The sequence below is a fragment of the Nitratireductor sp. CH_MIT9313-5 genome (assembly GCF_037029545.1).
In the GTDB taxonomy this organism is placed as follows: domain Bacteria; phylum Pseudomonadota; class Alphaproteobacteria; order Rhizobiales; family Rhizobiaceae; genus Chelativorans.
Map to the genome: position 1 here is coordinate 23,118 of NZ_JAYMER010000016.1, position 16,355 is coordinate 39,472.

At 63.6% G+C, this 16,355-nt stretch carries 16 protein-coding genes and 1 pseudogene; 16 read left to right on the plus strand and 1 reads right to left on the minus strand.

Annotated elements, in window-relative coordinates; genetic code table 11:
* Positions 1-166 precede the first annotated feature (166 nt).
* The gene (locus tag WA367_RS12685; RefSeq protein ID WP_336057148.1) at positions 167-1,276 is read right to left on the minus strand and encodes an ISAs1 family transposase; all 1,110 of its coding nucleotides are present in this window, start codon (positions 1,274-1,276) and stop codon (positions 167-169) included.
* Positions 1,277-1,587: 311 nt separating this feature from the next.
* On the opposite strand from WA367_RS12685, the pseudogene WA367_RS18175 reads away from it, so the two are divergent.
* From WA367_RS18175 to WA367_RS12760, 16 genes and pseudogenes are all read left to right on the plus strand, one after another.
* A pseudogene (locus WA367_RS18175) lies at positions 1,588-1,686 on the plus strand (hypothetical protein); the annotation flags it as partial.
* A gap of 2 nt (positions 1,687-1,688) precedes the next feature.
* Positions 1,689-2,522: a hypothetical protein gene (locus tag WA367_RS12690; protein WP_336057149.1), complete on the plus strand. Its 834-nt coding sequence runs from the start codon at positions 1,689-1,691 to the stop codon at positions 2,520-2,522.
* A 107-nt stretch (positions 2,523-2,629) separates the two neighbouring features.
* Entirely contained in the window at positions 2,630-3,184 is a 555-nt protein-coding gene (locus WA367_RS12695; protein ID WP_336057150.1) for a TRAP transporter small permease subunit, read from the plus strand.
* A gap of 2 nt (positions 3,185-3,186) precedes the next feature.
* The gene (locus WA367_RS12700; protein ID WP_336057151.1) at positions 3,187-4,485 is read left to right on the plus strand and encodes a TRAP transporter large permease; all 1,299 of its coding nucleotides are present in this window, start codon (positions 3,187-3,189) and stop codon (positions 4,483-4,485) included.
* Positions 4,486-4,578: 93 nt separating this feature from the next.
* Positions 4,579-5,637: a TRAP transporter substrate-binding protein DctP gene (dctP, locus tag WA367_RS12705; RefSeq protein WP_336057152.1), complete on the plus strand. Its 1,059-nt coding sequence runs from the start codon at positions 4,579-4,581 to the stop codon at positions 5,635-5,637.
* 50 nt (positions 5,638-5,687) lie between these two features.
* Positions 5,688-6,359, plus strand: a complete 672-nt coding sequence (locus tag WA367_RS12710) for a nitroreductase (RefSeq protein ID WP_336057153.1) — start codon at positions 5,688-5,690, stop codon at positions 6,357-6,359.
* Between the two features lie 303 nt (positions 6,360-6,662).
* A complete protein-coding gene (locus tag WA367_RS12715; protein ID WP_336057154.1) occupies positions 6,663-7,805 on the plus strand; it encodes an acyl-CoA dehydrogenase family protein in 1,143 nt (380 codons plus the stop codon).
* A gap of 106 nt (positions 7,806-7,911) precedes the next feature.
* Positions 7,912-8,760 (plus strand): branched-chain amino acid ABC transporter permease, encoded by an 849-nt coding sequence (locus WA367_RS12720; protein WP_336057155.1) that lies wholly within the window; start codon positions 7,912-7,914, stop codon positions 8,758-8,760.
* A 3-nt stretch (positions 8,761-8,763) separates the two neighbouring features.
* Positions 8,764-9,774, plus strand: coding sequence for a branched-chain amino acid ABC transporter permease (locus WA367_RS12725; protein WP_336057156.1), 1,011 nt, complete (start codon positions 8,764-8,766; stop codon positions 9,772-9,774).
* Positions 9,771-10,472 carry an ABC transporter ATP-binding protein gene (locus tag WA367_RS12730; protein ID WP_336057157.1) on the plus strand — a complete coding sequence of 234 codons (702 nt, stop codon included), beginning with the start codon at positions 9,771-9,773 and terminating at the stop codon, positions 10,470-10,472. The genes WA367_RS12725 and WA367_RS12730 overlap by 4 nt, the downstream gene beginning before the upstream one ends.
* Positions 10,469-11,170 (plus strand): ABC transporter ATP-binding protein, encoded by a 702-nt coding sequence (locus WA367_RS12735; RefSeq protein WP_336057158.1) that lies wholly within the window; start codon positions 10,469-10,471, stop codon positions 11,168-11,170. Before WA367_RS12730 ends, WA367_RS12735 begins: the two co-directional genes overlap by 4 nt.
* A 57-nt stretch (positions 11,171-11,227) precedes the next feature.
* Positions 11,228-12,418 carry an ABC transporter substrate-binding protein gene (locus WA367_RS12740; RefSeq protein WP_336057159.1) on the plus strand — a complete coding sequence of 397 codons (1,191 nt, stop codon included), beginning with the start codon at positions 11,228-11,230 and terminating at the stop codon, positions 12,416-12,418.
* Between the two features lie 16 nt (positions 12,419-12,434).
* Positions 12,435-13,217, plus strand: coding sequence for an SDR family NAD(P)-dependent oxidoreductase (locus tag WA367_RS12745; RefSeq protein ID WP_336057160.1), 783 nt, complete (start codon positions 12,435-12,437; stop codon positions 13,215-13,217).
* Positions 13,214-14,836: an AMP-binding protein gene (locus tag WA367_RS12750; protein WP_336057161.1), complete on the plus strand. Its 1,623-nt coding sequence runs from the start codon at positions 13,214-13,216 to the stop codon at positions 14,834-14,836. The genes WA367_RS12745 and WA367_RS12750 overlap by 4 nt, the downstream gene beginning before the upstream one ends.
* Positions 14,833-15,591 (plus strand): enoyl-CoA hydratase/isomerase family protein, encoded by a 759-nt coding sequence (locus WA367_RS12755; RefSeq protein WP_336057162.1) that lies wholly within the window; start codon positions 14,833-14,835, stop codon positions 15,589-15,591. Before WA367_RS12750 ends, WA367_RS12755 begins: the two co-directional genes overlap by 4 nt.
* Positions 15,592-15,619: 28 nt before the next feature.
* Entirely contained in the window at positions 15,620-16,354 is a 735-nt protein-coding gene (locus WA367_RS12760) for an SDR family NAD(P)-dependent oxidoreductase (protein WP_336057163.1), read from the plus strand.
* The last annotated feature ends 1 nt before the right edge of the window (position 16,355 follow it).

The window sequence follows — 16,355 nt, forward strand, 5'->3', positions numbered from 1 at the left end:
GGCTTGCCGTGAAAGGCGGGCCGATCCGGCCCGCCTCCCTTCGGCGCGGTTGCGCAGATCCACTACTCGCCGCGATGCCCCTGTCCCCGGCGACACTTGTCGTGCGGCGCTCGGGACTGTCTCACGAAGCCGTGCCCCAGCCCACCTCAGGGCAATCGCGTTTGCCTCACGGAGCGGCCAAGCCGTTGAGGATGCTCCGTAAGTAGTCGTCGCTCCAACCAGCTTTCTTGAGCTTGATGGAGAGCGAGCCTTTCGAAGTGCCCCGTCTGACGACGTCGAGCGCGCGGCGGCGCAAGACGGCAAGGTTGCCCGGGCCGTTGTCCTTCCGGCTGCGCGCGGCATCCTCTCTGAACGACACGTCGAGTTGCCAGTGCAGGGCGTTCTCGATGGCCCAGTGATCGCGGACCGTGGACAGCAGGACCTCGGGCGCAGGCATCCAGGACAGGGCGAAGAACCGGGTTTCGGAGGTCACCTTGCCGTCCGTTTCCCGGGTCGCCTCGATCCGGCCGAACCCCTTGAGGCCCGGAAATTCATGGTAATCTCCCAATGCCCTGGCCGACACCACGAGGGCTTTTCGGGTCTCCTTGCGGCCGTGTCCGGCCTCCGCGGTGACCGCTTCGGGATGGGCCGCCTCGAGGCCGGTGAAACAGCCGCGAGCGTCGGACAGGAGCGACTCCTGATTGCCTTTCAGAGCGAGGCACCAGTCGCCGCCGCCGGCGTTGATGGCTGCAACCGTTCGGCGATTGCAGTGCAGCGCGTCGCCGGTGACCACCTTGCCCCGGAGCGCGATCAGCCCCAGCGCCTCGATCGCCGCATCGAGTTCCGTGCCCCGGTCGGCGGGCACCGTCGCCAGCGTCAGGCGCAGCCGGGCCGCGTAGGCCGAGACCATCATCCGCGTCCGCGCGCTCTCGGTCCTGTCGCGCGCGCCGCGCAACGCCTTGCCGTCGATGGCGATCACATCGCCGTCCCCGAGAAGCGCGGCGATATCGGCAAGCACCTTGCCGAAGGCGGCATCGAGTGCCTTCGGGTCGATCATCCTGAAGACCTCCGAGAAGGTATCATGCGACGGGATGGCATGCCTGAGCTTCAGGAAGTCCCTGAAAAGGCTCTCCTTTGCGCGGCCGAACGCAGCCATCTCGGCACAGGAACTCGACCCGCACAGCACCGACACGAAGGCGATGACGAGCAATTCGCCAAGGTCATGCCGCGCGTTGCTGGCGCGTGGATCTGGAACGTCATCGAAAACGTCATCGAAGGCGGACAGGAAAATCTGCATGGTGGCAAGGGCTCCGTGAACTGACACCCAAGCCTCAGAATCCATCGCTCCGTCAGACGCAAGTTCAACCGTTCACGGCCCCAGTTCCAAACGCGAGTCCCCTGCAGCCCACCCGCGCTTTCCGGCGCTTGACGCACCTGCAATATTCGGTAATTATCCTGCAAAATGAGATTGTTTATCGCAATGGAGTCTTCCAGGGCGAGAGGTGCTGGGTAACATACCGGTATCCTGCACAGGACGGGGGGGAGACGGCTATCGTAACCAATGACAGAACATGTGACGTTCCGGTGATCGGATCTGGCGCCGGCGGCGTGACGACGGCGATCACCCGTTCTCGCGCGGGGCCGAACGTCATCGTCGTCGAAAAGGCTCCCGTCTTCGGTGCTGCGAAGGTTTTTTCGGGCGGTGTCCAATGGGTTCGGGGAAACAAGTGCCGCAGGGATCAGAACGCCTCCGACACGGTCGAGGTGGCGCCCACCTGTCCGCAGGTGGAAGCGGGCAACCATTCGATTCGCAGGCGGTCGATACCTATCCGGACACCGGGCCCGAGGCGGTCGACTTCCTGGAACGCGAGACGGAGGTGAAACTCGTCCCGACGCTCCATCCCGGCTACCGTCCGCAGTATGGCGGCGGTGTCGATATCGGTCGGCCGTTCCTGGCCACGACCTGCGACTCCCCGCAAACAAGCAGGCACATCAAGCGGTTGCGCCCACCGTTGCAGACAATCCCCTTCATGGGGATGATGTTCAATTGTTCCAATACCGACATCAAGCACTTGTTCAATGCGACCAGGTCTCTGAAATCCCTGGCCCGCGCCGCCAAGAAGCTGGCCCGCCACGCGACTGAAGTGCTGCGCTTCGGCCGGGGCGTGCAGGTTACAAGCCGTAATGCGCTGGCCTCACGGCGGGCGCAGTTTGCGCTGGAACCGGGTGTGCCGATCCTGAGCGATTGGCCCGCACTCCAACTGCGGTGCGAAGACGGGCAGCGCAAGCGGATCATGTTCGACAACAGATCGAACTCCCGCCATGATGTCGGTGCCTTGATGAGGGAAACCAATTCGGGCAGTGGCACGGCCAACGCCTGGCTGATCTGCAGCCGCGCGACCATTCGGCGCCATGGCCCTGGCTGTGCCAGACCCGCGCCGGTTCTGCTGGAGAACCACCTGCGCAAAGGCCCGCCGGAACACCGGCAAGACGATTTCGGCGGCGCCAGGCCGATCGCCGAGGCGGAACCTGTCCCCGGGTGAAGGGCCGGCCCCGTGGCCATGAGGACTACGCACGCCGCCTGAACGGCCGGATGGAACGATCTCATCCATGCCGCACCGGGTGGGACCGAGAAAAGGGAGGATCCTCGATGAAATCTGTAACCGGCCTTGCCGACAGGCTTCTGAGGCCGTTCGAAGCGTTGATTGCCTATGCCGCCGGTGTGCTGGTCCTCGTCCTCATGGTCCTCGGGGTGGTGGAGGTTGTCGGGCGGTCTGTCTTCAACAATCCCATTCATGGCAACCTCGATATCGTCGAACAGCTCATGGCGCCGATCGCCGCCTTCGGGATTGCCTATTGCCAGAGCAAGTTCGGCAACGTGCGCATGACGCTGCTGACTCGGGACATGCGCGGCCGCACCAAGTGGCTGGTCGAGGCGTTGTCCTACGCGGTGAGCATGTTCGTCGTCTTTGTCTACCTGAAGGGAAGCTACATGAACCTTCAGCGATCCCTGACCCTCGGCGGCGATACGGGGGAGATCGGCATCCCCCTGTGGATCGGCATAGCCTGCGTGACGGTCGCGCTGGGTCTGCTTCTGGCGCGTCTGGCCCTCCAGACGCTGGAGGCGCTGCGGCTGTTCACCGTTCCCGGCGACACATCGGACGTGCTGCAGACGCAGTCGCACGAAACCCCGCAGGAGGGCTGAACATGGATCCCGTCACACTCGGTTATATCGGCATAGCCCTTGTCATCACGCTTATCGTCCTTGGCGTTCCGGTGGCCTTCGCGACCGCCTTCACCGGCATCTGCGGCCTGATCATGATCCGCGGGTTCGACGTGGCCGTCGGCCTGGCCGGCATCATCCCCTATTCGGAATCCGCCCATTACTCGCTGAGCGTGTTGCCCCTGTTTATCGCCATCGGGTTTCTCGCGATGCATGCAGGGATCACGACATCGGCCTACAATGCCGCTCGGGTCTGGGTTGGTCGTGCGCCGGGCGGGCTGGCGACCGCCACCATTTTCGCCAGCGCCGGGTTCGCCGCCGTGTCGGGCGCCAGCACGGCCAGCACGGCCGTCTTCACCCGGCTTGCCCTGCCCGAGATGGAAAAACGCGGATACGATCAGGCATTGGCGACGGGCGTCGTGGCCGTCGGCGGCACACTGGCCGCGCTGATCCCGCCAAGTGCCATTCTGGTGATCTATGGCATCCTCGTGGAGGAATCGATCGGCGCGCTGTTGCTGGCCGGGTTCGTGCCAGGTCTGATTTCCATTGTGGTCTACCTGCTGGTGATCACGATCGTAGTCACCGTCAAACCAAGTCTCGCGCCCAGGCTCGAGCGGACGACGATGATGGAAAAGATCAAGACAATCCCGCAGCTTGCAGGGATCATGCTGGTCGTGGGTGTCATTCTTGTCGGGATCTACTTCGGCATCATGACACCGACGGAATCCGCCGCAGTCGCCACGGCCATCATGTTCGTCATGGCGCTGGCAAAGAAGATCAGCTTTGCCGACCTGCGCCTCGGACTGCTGGACACGGTGAAGACCACGGTGATGATCTTCATGGTGATCTGGGGGGTGCTGGTTTTCGTGCGGTTCCTCGCCTTTACCGGGCTGCCCGGGATCATTACCGATTCCGTCGTCGGCCTGGATGTGCCCCGTTGGGTCATCCTGCTGGCCGTTGTCATCCTCTACCTGCTGATGGGCATGGTGCTGGATGGTATGGGCATGATGATGCTGACGTTGCCGGTGGTCTACCCGGCCATTGTCGGGCTTGGATACGATCCGATCTGGTTCGGTGTCCTGCTGGTCAAACTGATCGAGGTCGGCGTCGTCACACCGCCGGTCGGGTTGAACTGCTACGTCGTGAACGGCATCCGGCCAGACATTCCTTTGGACAAGGTTTTCAAGGGTGTGGCGCCGTTCCTCGTCGGCGAGATCGTCATCATAGCCATCATCATCCTGTTCCCCGACCTGATCCTGTTCCTGCCGAACATGATAAAGTGATCGGTAAGGAAAACGTTTCACTTTATGAGATTTTTTATTGCAATCTCGCTACCTTTGTTGCTCAATGTGCGTAGAAAAAGGGAGGACGACCTGATGCAATCCAAGGCTATCACCAAGATCGGACTTGCTGCCGTGCTCGCCGCCAGTACCGGCTTGCTGACCACGATACCGGCGGCCCCGGCGCAGGCGGCGGAAGTTGATGGCCCCGAGGTCAAGTGGCTGGTTTCGCTCTGGGGTGCGCGGCGCGGCTTTACGGAAGGAATCGAGGGGCTCGCGCAATACGTCTCGGACAAGACCGACGGCAATTTCGAGATGTCCCTCCAGTACGGCGAGGTTCTGTCCTCTTCGCGGGAAAACCTCGACGGGCTGCATATCGGGGCCTTCGAGGCAGGCGCGTTCTGCGCCTCCTACCATCCCGACAAGACACCGGCCCTCGGCGGCCTCGACCTCGCCTTCCTGCCGATCGCGTCGCTGGAAGCGCGGGCCAGGGTTGTCGAAGACTACTACCAGTTGCCCGTCGTTCAGGAAGAATTCGGGAAATGGAACACAGTCCCGCTGATGGGCATCCTGATGCCCAGCTACGAAGCCATGGGTACCGGTGAGCCGCCGGATACGCTGGGCGAATGGAAGGGCGTTCGCATCAGCTCGGTCGGGGGTGTCGGCCAGCTGATGTCCGCGCTCGGCGCAAGCATCACGGTCGTGACCGCGCCGGACATGTTCCAGTCGATGGAACGCGGCCTTATCGATGCCGCGACCTTCCCCTACACCTACGCCTTTGCGTCCTATCGCCTGCACGAAATCGCGGACTGGGTGACGGACAATTGGGGCCTCGGTGCCACCGTCTGTCATTCTGCTGTCAACAAGGATGCCTATGAAGCGCTTCCCGATCAGTACAAGGAGTTGCTGAGGGAAGGTATCGCTGCGGGTTACGAGCATCAGATCGAGAAATACCGCGAGGTGGACATCGAAAACGAGGCTGCGTTCGAGGAGGCCGGCCTGACCCGGGTTCCGCTGACCGACGAGGTCCGCGCCGTCATTGAAGCCGCCGCGGAGCCTAGCTGGATCGCCTGGGTTGCAAGCGCGACCGAGGAGGGCCTGCCGGCGCAGGACCTGCTGGAATCGATCCTCGAGTCCGCTGCCGCAGCCGAGTAATGATGACATGGCCTGCTGCGCCCGGTCAATGCGATGGGGTGGACGCTGTCGTGAACCGGTTCGAGGTGCTCTCCGACATTCTGGAGCAGCGTTATAGCTGCCGCGCGTTCCGCCCGGACCCGGTGCCGCGCGCGCAGTTCGAGGCCATGTTCGGAATTGCTCAGCGCACAGCGTCGTGGTGCAACGCCCAGCCGTGGCACGTGGCCCTGCTGTCCGGAGACGCCCTCGAGCGGTTCCGCTCGGGCCTTGTCGAAATGGCAGAGCAGGGGGGCAGCGAGCCTCACATCGATTTCCCGGCCAGCTACGACGGGGTCTATGCAGAGCGCCGGCGCGAATGCGGACTGGCCTTGTATCAAAGCGTCGGCATCGCGCGGGATGACATGGAACGCCGGCGGGAACAGCACATGGACAATTTCCGGCTGTTCGGCGCGCCGCATGTCGCAGTCATTTCGACTGCCCGCAACCTCGGTACTTACGGCGCCGTCGACTGCGGCGGCTATGTGTCCAACCTGCTGAACGCGGCAACGAGCCTCGGGATTGCATCGATTCCACAGGCGGCGCCGGCCAGATACGGCCACTACGTCGCCGATGCGATCGGACTGTCGGGCGACAGGCTGATCGTCTGTGTCGTGTCCTTCGGATATGCCGACACCTCGCATCCGGTCAACGGGTTCCGAACCAGCCGGGCTGGGGTGCCGTCAGTGGTGTCTTTTCTGGACTGACGCCACGTTATTCGTCCATCCCCCTGGGGAAAGTTGCGTGTGCCTGACAGTGCGGCGGATTCCAGATGCTCGATCAAGCACGCAGCGGCATGGGGCGCAGGCATGGGCGACACGCCATCACCGCTTGAACGCTTCGGTTAAATCCGTCAGTCCCCACGACGTTGCCACTCGGATCACCTGTGCGGCCGGGCCATTTCATTGGCATTCATCCGAGATAGGGGGTTGCCTCGACACTCTGAATGAACCATCATTCATTTATGGGGTGCCAAATCTGGAGATTAGGATGAGGCGGAGGAGACCGACTTGACCATTCTTGAGCGTCAGATTTTTGCGGGGCATCATCACATGCTCCGTGACACGGCGCGGCGGTTCTTCGAAACCGAAGTCGCGCCGTATCATTCCGATTGGGAAAAATCCGGTGTTGCGCCTCGATCGGTCTGGAAGAGGGCGGGCGAGACTGGCCTGCTTTGCGTAACGCTCCCAGAGAAATACGGCGCAGCAGGTGTCGACCGGATCGCATCGGCGATCCTGATCGAGGAGCAGGCGCGTCTTGGCCTGTCGGGGCCGGGGTTCTCGACACATTCCGACATCGTGGCGCCCTATATTCTGTACTACGGCACCGAGGCGCAGAAGGACCAATGGCTTCCAGGCATGGTGGCCGGTGATCTGATCGGCGCGATCGTCCTGACCGAGCCGGGGGCCGGATCGGACCTGAGGTCGATCCGGACGCATCTTCGTCGCGACGGTGACGAACTTGTTCTGAACGGGCAAAAGACGTTCATCACGAACGGGCAGTGCGCCGACCTTCTGGTCGTGGCGGCAAAGTCGGGCGACCCGGCCGCGACAAAGGATCTGACATTGGTCGTGGTCGAGGCCGACCGGGCCGGCGTCAGCCGGGGGCAGAATTTCCACAAGATCGGCATGAAGGCGCAGGACACCTGCGAGCTGTTCTTCGACGACGTTCGGCTGTCGGCCTCGAACATTCTTGGCGAAGAGGGCCGGGGATTCCCGCTCCTGTCGAAGGAACTCGCCTGGGAGCGTCTGCAGATCGCCATCGGGGCGGTTGCGACCTCGGCTGCGGCTTTGGAGTGGACCAAGGAATATGCGCGCGAACGGAAGGCGTTCGGAACACCGATCGCCGACTTTCAGAACACCCGGTTTCGGCTTGCCGAGATCAAGACCGAAATCGAGATCGCGCAGGTTTTCATCGACCGCTGCCTGAGCGAGGTGAACGAGGAGCGATTGGATGTCGCCGTCGCCGCGATGGCAAAGTACTGGTGCACGGAGTTGATGGGGCGGGTTCTGGACCAGTGCCTGCAACTGCATGGTGGGTATGGATATATCTGGGAATACCCGATCGCCCGGGCCTGGGCGGATGCACGCGTGCATCGCATCTATGGCGGTTCGAACGAGATCATGCGCGAACTCATCGCACGCAGGCTCTAGGCGGGCCGTGTCCTGTTGCGGATTACATGAATGAACAGGCATTCAGAAGCCGGGGGGAGGAGATGGATACTTTAACGAAGCCGATATCGAGACCGGGGAGCGCCGGATGATCATCAACGCGCTCAACGGGCTGGTCTACGGCAGCCTTCTGTTCGTTCTCGCTTCGGGACTCGTGCTGGTTTACGGGTTGCGGCGCGTCGTGAACTTTGCGCATGGCGCCTTCTACATGCTGGGCGCATATATCGGCTACAGCGTTGCGATCCATGCCGGTTTCCTTCCCGGAATCGTTGCGGCGGCGGCGGCCTTGATCGCGGTGGGCGTCGCTCTCGACCTGGTCGTATTTCGCAAGCTCGCTGACCGGGATCCGCTGGTGACCGTGCTGGTCACGTTTGGGGTCATGCTGATTCTGGAAGATTTCGTGCGGACCGTATGGGGAACCAGGAACTATGCGATCGACCCGCCCGCGTTGCTTTCGGGTGTGGTCCAGATCGCAGGTGCGCCGTTTCCGATCTACCGGCTGTTCATTGTGCTCGCGAGTGCCGTGATGGCGGGCGGTATGGTGATCTGGCTTCGTTACAGCCGTTCCGGCCTTTGGGTGCGCGCTGCAAGTCATTCTCCGGTGGTTGCGGCCATGTGCGGTGTGCGAACGAACGTTCTTGGGCCGCTTGTCGTGGGGCTGGGCGCCGCCTTCGCGGGGGTCGCCGGGATTGTTGCCGCACCCTTCCTGTCGCTGAATCCGTCGATGGGTGCGGAAATTCTTGTCATGTCCTTCGTCGTCTCGGTGATCGGAGGGCTGGGCAGCTTTGGCGGTGCTTTCATCTCGGCGATGATCCTTGGTCAGATTCAGGCATTCGGTGTCGTCTATCTGCCCGAGATTGCGGCGCTGTTCCCATTCCTGCTGATGGCGCTCGTTCTGGTGGTTCGCCCTCAGGGCATTCTTGGCAACAAGGTGTGAGCAATGGCGAACCAGACCCTTGCCCATTCCTTCCGCGAAAGCCCGATCCTGCGGCCGTCCGGCCTGATCGTTCTCGCGATTCTGACAGCAACTGTCGTAATCCTGACCGCGACCGGTTCGCGGATCACACTCAGCCTTCTTGCTCAGGCCGCGATCATCTCGATCCTGGCGCTGTCGGTCGGCTTTCTGGCCCGCACGGCCGATCTGATCAGCTTCGGCCATGCCGCGCCCTTCGGGCTCGGCGCCTACGGAACGGCACTGCTATTTCAACACGGCATTCCGGCAGAGGTCGGCATATGGCTGGTGCTCGTAGCGGTGTTCGCGCTGTTTTTCGTGATCGGACTGGTGGTCGGGAAACTCAACGGCATCGCCTTTTCAATGCTGACACTGGCGCTCGGCCAGTTCTTCTATGTCGCGATCTCGAAACTGCGCGCGATCACCTCGGGCGCCGACGGCTTGACCGTATCCCTGCCAAGATCGCTCTTCGGGCTGCCAGGCCGCACCTACCAGACGCCCGACGGGATGTTTATCATTGCGTCGGTTATCCTCGCTGCGCTGGTAATCCTGATCTATCTCTTCGAGGCCAGCCGGACCGGGCGTCTGGCGATCGGCGTGCGGGAAAACGAAGAACGGGTGCTGTTCCTCGGCTACCGGACGAAAATCCTCAAGGCCGCAGTGTTCGCGACATCCGCGACGATCGCGGGTGTGTCGGGAGTGCTCTTCGCGCTCTACCAGGGCTTCGTCTCGCCCGAAATCGTGCATTGGTCCTTCTCCGGCAACGCGCTCATCATGGTGATCCTCGGCGGATCGCTCGCGGTCTGGGGGCCGGTCGCGGGCGCGCTGGTCTTTTTCTTTCTGCGGGAGTGGCTGTCGGACCTGACCGAGCACTGGCTCGCGGTTCTCGGCGTGATCCTGATCGCCGTCACCGTGGCCTGGCCGGGCGGCATTACGGGTGTGGCGAAGGTCTTGCGCGCCCGGATCTCCGGACGCGAGCGCAACGGGGGCGGGAAATGAGCTTTCTTTTCCGCTGCGAAAACATCGGCAAGACCTATGGCGGAGTCGTCGCGTTGAAGGACGTGAGCCTCACTCTCGAAAGCGGCCAGGTGCACGGGTTGATCGGACCAAATGGGGCGGGCAAGTCCACCTTCATCGATGTCGTCTCGGGCCGGACGCCGGGGCTTGGCCGTGTATTCTTCGAGGATCGCGAAATCACCGGGATCAGCCCTTCCGCGATGCGCCGGGCAGGGATCTCGCGCAGCTTCCAGCGCACCTCGATATTTCCGGCCCTGACGGTGCGCGAGCAGATCGAGCTGGCCAACCATGGCGCCGGCGGAGGCAATACGGGCGAACTGGTGGAAATGCTCGGCCTCGGAGCTGTCCTCGACACTGAGGCGGAGCAGATCAGTTATGGCCAGCAACGCCTCGTCGACCTTGCGCTTGCACTCGTAGGCAATCCGCGCGTCCTGCTGCTCGACGAACCCGCCGCCGGCCTTTCCGCGGCGGAATCCGCCGTGCTTTCCGGCCATCTCGAAGAGATCGCCGAACGCTGGAACGTCGCGGTGCTTCTGGTCGAGCACGACATGGATGTGATCTTCCGCGTCTGCAAGGTGCTGACCGTGCTCGCCTCAGGCCGTTTCCTGGTTCAAGGCCCCCCCGCCGATATCAGGAACAATCCGGCCGTGATCGAGGCCTATTTCGGGAGCACGGCATGACCGCGCCCCTTCTCGAGTTCAAGGGCGTTAACGCCTACTACGGATCAGCCCATATTCTGCAGGGCGTGGATCTGTCGGTTCGTTCCGGAGAGCGCGTCGCGGTCGTCGGACGCAACGGCGTCGGCAAGACAACCATCGTCAACACCCTTCTGGGCATCGCCGCGCTGCGCGGTGGTTCGGTACACATGCGTGGAGAGCCGCTGCTGAAGCTCGCCGGGCATACGGGCGCGATGCACGGCATCGCGGTGGTGCCTCAGGGGCGGATGATCCTGCCGAATCTCTCGATCGAGGAGAATCTCAAGCTCGGCGCGGCGCTTCGGCGGCCGGGGGAATGGACGCTCGACCGGGTTTACGGCCTCTTCCCGATGCTGGCCGAACGCCGCCGCTCGCCAGGGACGACCCTTTCCGGCGGGCAGCAGCAGATGCTCGCGATCGGCCGCGCTCTGATGGCCAACCCCGACCTGCTGATCCTCGACGAACCCTCCGAGGGCCTCGCGCCGGTGATCGTCGATGATATGGAAAAACTCTTGCGGGATCTCGCCAAGACCGGCGTCGCGATCCTTCTCATCGAACAGCACCTGCGCCTCGTGCTCGACCTCGCGGAACGATTCTACGTCCTGTCCAAGGGACACGTCTCGGAAACAGGGCTGATGAAGGATGTGGACCGGGAAACCTTGCAGGCCCGCATCATGCAGTAGCCCGGCTTCGCCAGGAGGAGGGCGAACCAAGGCATTCACCGAAGAAGGAGGAAGACCATGTTCAATAGACGGACAATATTGACCAGCGGAACCGCGTTGGCCCTGGCACTCACGCTTGCGGGCGGTGCCATGGCCCAGGAGGAAGCGCTGAAGATCGGCGTGCCTACCTCGCGTACCGGCCCCTACACGATCCTTGGCGACCAGGTCGTGCGTGCGGTTGAATTCGCGGTCGAAGAAGCCAATGCCAATGGCGGCATCGCGGGCCATCCGGTCGAAATGATGGTCGGGGACACCGAAGGCACCCCCGATGCCGGGCGTCGCGCCGCAGAAAAGCTGGCTCTCAGTGGCTACCGCATCCTCACAGGCCCGATCTCATCGGCGGTGGGCCTGGCGCTTGCGTCGCAGCTCGATCGGTGGGACGCGGTGTATGTCTCGGTCGTGAACAAGAGCCCCAAGCTCACTGGCGACAGCTGCCATCCCCGCATGTTCCGCGCCAACCATTCGGACGGGATGGATCTTGCCATCGTGCGGCCCTGGCTGAGCGAACAGGCCGAGGCGGACTGGTCGATCATCGGCGCAGATTATGTCTGGGGCCGTGGCTCGGCCGAGGCATTCAAGGAGGTCGCGACAGAGCTTGGCAAGAATATCAAGGTCGAGGTGTTCCCCCCGTTGGGCACCACCGACTTCGCGCCCTACATCACCCAGTTGCGCGACAGCGGCGCGGAGGGAATCTGGGTCGCGCTGTCGGGTGCCGATGCGATCAACTTCGCCAAACAGGCCAAGCAGTTTGGCCTGACCGATCAGGTTACGATGTTTGGCCACAACTTCGTCGTGGACCAGATACTTGAGACGATCGGGGAAGACGGCATCGGCATCTGGGGTAACGTGAACTACACGGCCACCATCGACACACCCGAGAACAAGGCCTTCGTCGAGGCCTGGACTGCCAAGTACGGCGCCCCGCCCTCCAACTACGAGGGTGAGACCTACGCTGGCATGCAGGCCATTTTCGGGGCGGTCGAACAATCGGGCAGCGTTGCGCCGAGCGATATCGCCGCAGCCTTTCCGGGTATCAGCGTCGATACCGTCTTCGGCGAGGTGACGATGCGCGCCGAGGATCACCAGCTGCTCCTGCCCAATTATCTCGGCCGCGCGGTCGCAACGGACGACGGCCCCGTGATCGAGGTGGTGAAGGCCTACGGTCCCGACGTAGCGGTGCCCGCACCCGACCCGGCCTGTAAACTCTAGGAGAGTTTCTCGTCCCATGCGTATCCTGCTCACCGGATCCAGCCGCGGCATCGGTCGCGCCATCGCCGACAGGCTTGCCCGCAAGGGCAACGCGCTTGCGCTCTGCGCATCGCGGCCCTCATCGGAGTTGGACGACGTTGTCACGGCCTCCCGCACCGCGGGGGCCGAGGCGGTCGGATTGAGCGGTGATCTTGGCGAGTCGGGTACGGCGCAGCGCATCGTTGCGGAAGCGCACGATGCCCTGGGCGGTCTCGACGCTGTCATATCGAACGCCGGCATCTCGATCGCCGGCCGGTTGACGGACAGCGCCGAGGCCGATTGGGACCGGGTCTTTGACGTCAATGTGCGCGGCGCGTGGCTTTTGGCGCGCGCCGCCCACCCCCATCTTCTCGCATCGCAGGGCAGCTTTCTGGCTGTCGCTTCGATGTCGGGAATTGAGCCCTATCCGGGCACGGGTCCCTACAGCGCCTCGAAAGCGGCGCTGATCATGATGGTGCGGACACTGGCCCTGGAATGGGCCGAGTCCGGCGTGCGGGCCAACTGCGTGTCGCCGGGGCTGTTCCTGTCGGCCATGACCGCACCGATCTACGCCGACCCCGAAAAGAAGGCGGCGCGGGAGGCACTGGTTCCGATGCGTCGCATCGGTGATCCGGCGCGCGACCTCGCGGGGCTGGTGGAGTTCATGATCTCTCACGAGGCCGGATACATCACCGGGCAGAACGTGCTCGTCGACGGTGGGCTGATCGGCTCGATCCATGCCCATATTGCCGGACGTCCGCAATCGGGGAACATCAGATGATCATATTCCCCACACCCAATCCCACCCGTGCCGCGCTTTATCGTGCCCGCGGCGACTGGCGTGACGACACAATCCCCGGCCTGATCCTGGCCGCCGCGGCGCGCCACCCGGAGAAGATCGCAGTCCGGGACGCATCGGGTGCCGTCCTGCGCTACGGCGATCTTGCCGAGCAGTCCGCGCGTGTTGCGGGTGCGCTCGCGGTCCTGGGTGTCGAACAGGGCGATGTCGTGACCGTCTGCCTTCCGAACTGGTGTCAGACCGTCACGGTCTTTCTCGCCGTGCTTCGGCTCGGCGCTGTCGTGAACCCCGTGCCCGTTACCTATGGCCGTGCCGATCTGATCCACGCGATCGCAACCTGCGACAGCCGCGCGGTGATCCTGACAGACAGTTTCCGCAGCACCGACTTCCGCGCTGTCCTCGCCGAAATGCCGGCAGAGCAGATGCGGGGGCGCGCCGTCCTGATGCTGGGCGACGCCCCCGCGCCCGGCACGATCGGCTGGAAGGCGGCGCTGGCCTCATCGCCGGTCCCGGACGCACAGGTTGATGCCGACGCACCCGCTGCGGTGTTGTTCACATCTGGCACCGAGTCGCGCGCCAAGGGCGCTGTCCATACCCACAACACGATTCTTTTCGGAGAGCGCTCTCTGGCCTCGGCGCTCGACGCCGGTCCGGACGATGTCTCCTTCATGGCATCGCCGATCTCGCACACGACCGGCTTCATGCACGGTGTCGTCATGACGCTGATGACAGGCGGCACGCTTTCGCTCCTCGACGTCTTCAAGGGTGGTGTTGCGGCCCGCCAGATGGCGGATCACGGTGCCACATGGACGATGGGGGCAACGCCGTTCCTCGCAGATATCGCGGATGCTGTTCGCCAGGATGCTATCGCTCTGCCGGCGTTTCGCTACTTTCTTTGCGGCGGCGCGCCAATCCCCGAGGCCCTGGCCCGTGCCGCGACCGATGCAGGCTTCAGAATCCTTTCGATCTATGGCGCGACGGAAAGCCCCCCCCATACGATGGTATTCCCGGACGATCCGATCGAAAACGCCTGGACTACGGACGGGCGCCCCTTCCCGGGCATCGAGGTTCGCATCGTGGGCGACGACGGGCGCGACTGTCCCGTGGGTGAGATCGGCGAGGAATGGTCGCGCGGTCCCAACACGTTCATCGGCTATCTCGGCGAGCCCGCACTGACGGCCCGCGCGCTGGATGCGGATGGTTGGGTCCATTCCGGCGATCTGGCGCGTCTTCTGCCGGATGGCTCGCTTCGCATCACCGGGCGGCTCAAGGAAATCATCGTGCGCGGCGGCCAGAACATCTCGGTCCGCGAAGTCGAGGATTACCTCGTCGCGCATCCGGCCATTCGCCAGGCCGCAGTTGTCGGAATTCCGCATCCCCGACTGGGCGAGACGGGGTGCGCCGTGGTCGTGACCCGGCCCGGTGCAATCGTCACTCTTGCCGACATGGCCGATTACCTGGTCGCCAAGGGCGTGGCGAAGTTCAAGCTTCCCGAGCGGCTGGAGATCTGGCCCGAACTGCCGATGAATCCGTCGGGGAAAATCCAGAAATTCATCATCCGCCAGCGGCTAGCGGAGCAAGACGAAGGGACGCAGCCATGATCGGCTATTCCGCTGCCAATGGCGTTGCGACGCTTACGCTGTCGCGACCGCCGGTGAACGCGATCGACGCCGCGTTCGTGGCGGCCTTCCGCGAGGCGCTGGACCGGGCCGAGGCCGAGGCCGTTACCGTTCTCGTGATCCGTTCGGACCAGAAGTGCTTCTGCGCCGGTGCGGACCTCGCGCAGATCGCCAGATATTTCGACGCCCCGGACGGCGTCGAGGCGATGAGGGCCTATGTCAAGTCGCTGCACGCGATCTTTGACCGGCTGGAGGCCTTCCCAGCCATCACCCTCGCGGCGATCGACGGCCCCGCGCTGGGGGGTGGGCTTGAAATGGCGCTGGCTTGCGATCTGCGCCTCGCGACGACCCGGGCTAGGCTGGGCCTTCCCGAGGCGCGCGTCGGCATGATCCCCGGGGCGGGCGGGACGCAGCGCCTTACACGGATCTGCGGACCGGGGGTTTCGGCACGCATCATCCTTGGCTGCGAGATCGTGGACGGGGCCGAGGCCGCGCGCCTGGGTATCGTCCAGTGGAGCTGTGCGCCCGAGGCGCTCGACGGTGAAATCGCGACGATCACCGGGCGGATTGCGGGTCTCTCGCGGCAGGCGCTCCTGCTGTCGAAGGACTGCATCGCGGCCTATAGCGACCCGACGCGCGACGGCTTTGCACGTGAACTCGACGCACCAGGAATTCTCATTCCCACCGAGGAAGCGCGCAGCCGCGTGCGCGGGTTCTTTCAACGCAAGGCGGGCTGAGGCTCGCGACCCTACAACGGAGATATCCATGAACTTCAAGGGCAAGACCATCCTCGTCACGGGCGCCGCATCGGGCATCGGCAATGCCTGCGCGGCCGCTTTCGTCGAGGCCGGCGGCACGGTCATCCTGACGGACATCAACGAAGCCGGCGGTGAGGCGGCCGCCAAGGCGCTGATGAACGCGCATTTCATGAAGCTCGACGTGACCTCGCGCGAGGATTGCGAGTCGCTCGCGGGTCGCATCGAACAGGAATTCGGCCGCCTCGACATCCTCGTGAACGCCGCCGGCTGGGACATCATCCAGCCGTTTATGGATAACACGCCTGAATACTGGGCCAAGATCATGGCGATCAACTTCATGGGTCCGGTTCAACTTACACGCGCGCTGCTGCCGCTGCTGATCGAAAGCGGCTCGGGCCGGATCGTGAACGTGTCGTCAGATGCCGGTCGCGTCGGTTCGTTCGGCGAGACGGTCTATGCGGGCGCCAAAGGCGGCATCATCGCCTTCACCAAAAGCCTTGCGCGCGAAATGACCCGCAAGAACATCCGCGTGAACTGCATCTGCCCCGGCCCGACCGACACGCCGCTGTTCGCGTCGCAGAGCGAAAAGATGCAGGAGGCGCTGAAGAACGCGATCCCGATGAAGCGGGTGGCCAAGCCGTCCGAGGTCGCCGACGGCGTTCTCTTCTTCGCCTCGGATCGTTCAAGCTTTGTCACCGGGCAGGTGTTGTCGGTTTCCGGCGGCCTGACCATGGTCGACTAAG

What these genes read in the sequence shown, in the direction of transcription:
- WA367_RS12685 (WP_336057148.1), bottom strand. Translation starts at nt 1,276, where the DNA reads ATGCAGATTTTCCTGTCCGCCTTCGATGACGTTTTCGATGACGTTCCA.
- WA367_RS12690 (WP_336057149.1), top strand. Translation starts at nt 1,689, where the DNA reads ATGGGTTCGGGGAAACAAGTGCCGCAGGGATCAGAACGCCTCCGACAC.
- WA367_RS12695 (WP_336057150.1), top strand. Translation starts at nt 2,630, where the DNA reads ATGAAATCTGTAACCGGCCTTGCCGACAGGCTTCTGAGGCCGTTCGAA.
- WA367_RS12700 (WP_336057151.1), top strand. Translation starts at nt 3,187, where the DNA reads ATGGATCCCGTCACACTCGGTTATATCGGCATAGCCCTTGTCATCACG.
- dctP (WP_336057152.1), top strand. Translation starts at nt 4,579, where the DNA reads ATGCAATCCAAGGCTATCACCAAGATCGGACTTGCTGCCGTGCTCGCC.
- WA367_RS12720 (WP_336057155.1), top strand. Translation starts at nt 7,912, where the DNA reads ATGATCATCAACGCGCTCAACGGGCTGGTCTACGGCAGCCTTCTGTTC.
- WA367_RS12725 (WP_336057156.1), top strand. Translation starts at nt 8,764, where the DNA reads ATGGCGAACCAGACCCTTGCCCATTCCTTCCGCGAAAGCCCGATCCTG.
- WA367_RS12730 (WP_336057157.1), top strand. Translation starts at nt 9,771, where the DNA reads ATGAGCTTTCTTTTCCGCTGCGAAAACATCGGCAAGACCTATGGCGGA.
- WA367_RS12735 (WP_336057158.1), top strand. Translation starts at nt 10,469, where the DNA reads ATGACCGCGCCCCTTCTCGAGTTCAAGGGCGTTAACGCCTACTACGGA.
- WA367_RS12740 (WP_336057159.1), top strand. Translation starts at nt 11,228, where the DNA reads ATGTTCAATAGACGGACAATATTGACCAGCGGAACCGCGTTGGCCCTG.
- WA367_RS12745 (WP_336057160.1), top strand. Translation starts at nt 12,435, where the DNA reads ATGCGTATCCTGCTCACCGGATCCAGCCGCGGCATCGGTCGCGCCATC.
- WA367_RS12750 (WP_336057161.1), top strand. Translation starts at nt 13,214, where the DNA reads ATGATCATATTCCCCACACCCAATCCCACCCGTGCCGCGCTTTATCGT.
- WA367_RS12755 (WP_336057162.1), top strand. Translation starts at nt 14,833, where the DNA reads ATGATCGGCTATTCCGCTGCCAATGGCGTTGCGACGCTTACGCTGTCG.
- WA367_RS12760 (WP_336057163.1), top strand. Translation starts at nt 15,620, where the DNA reads ATGAACTTCAAGGGCAAGACCATCCTCGTCACGGGCGCCGCATCGGGC.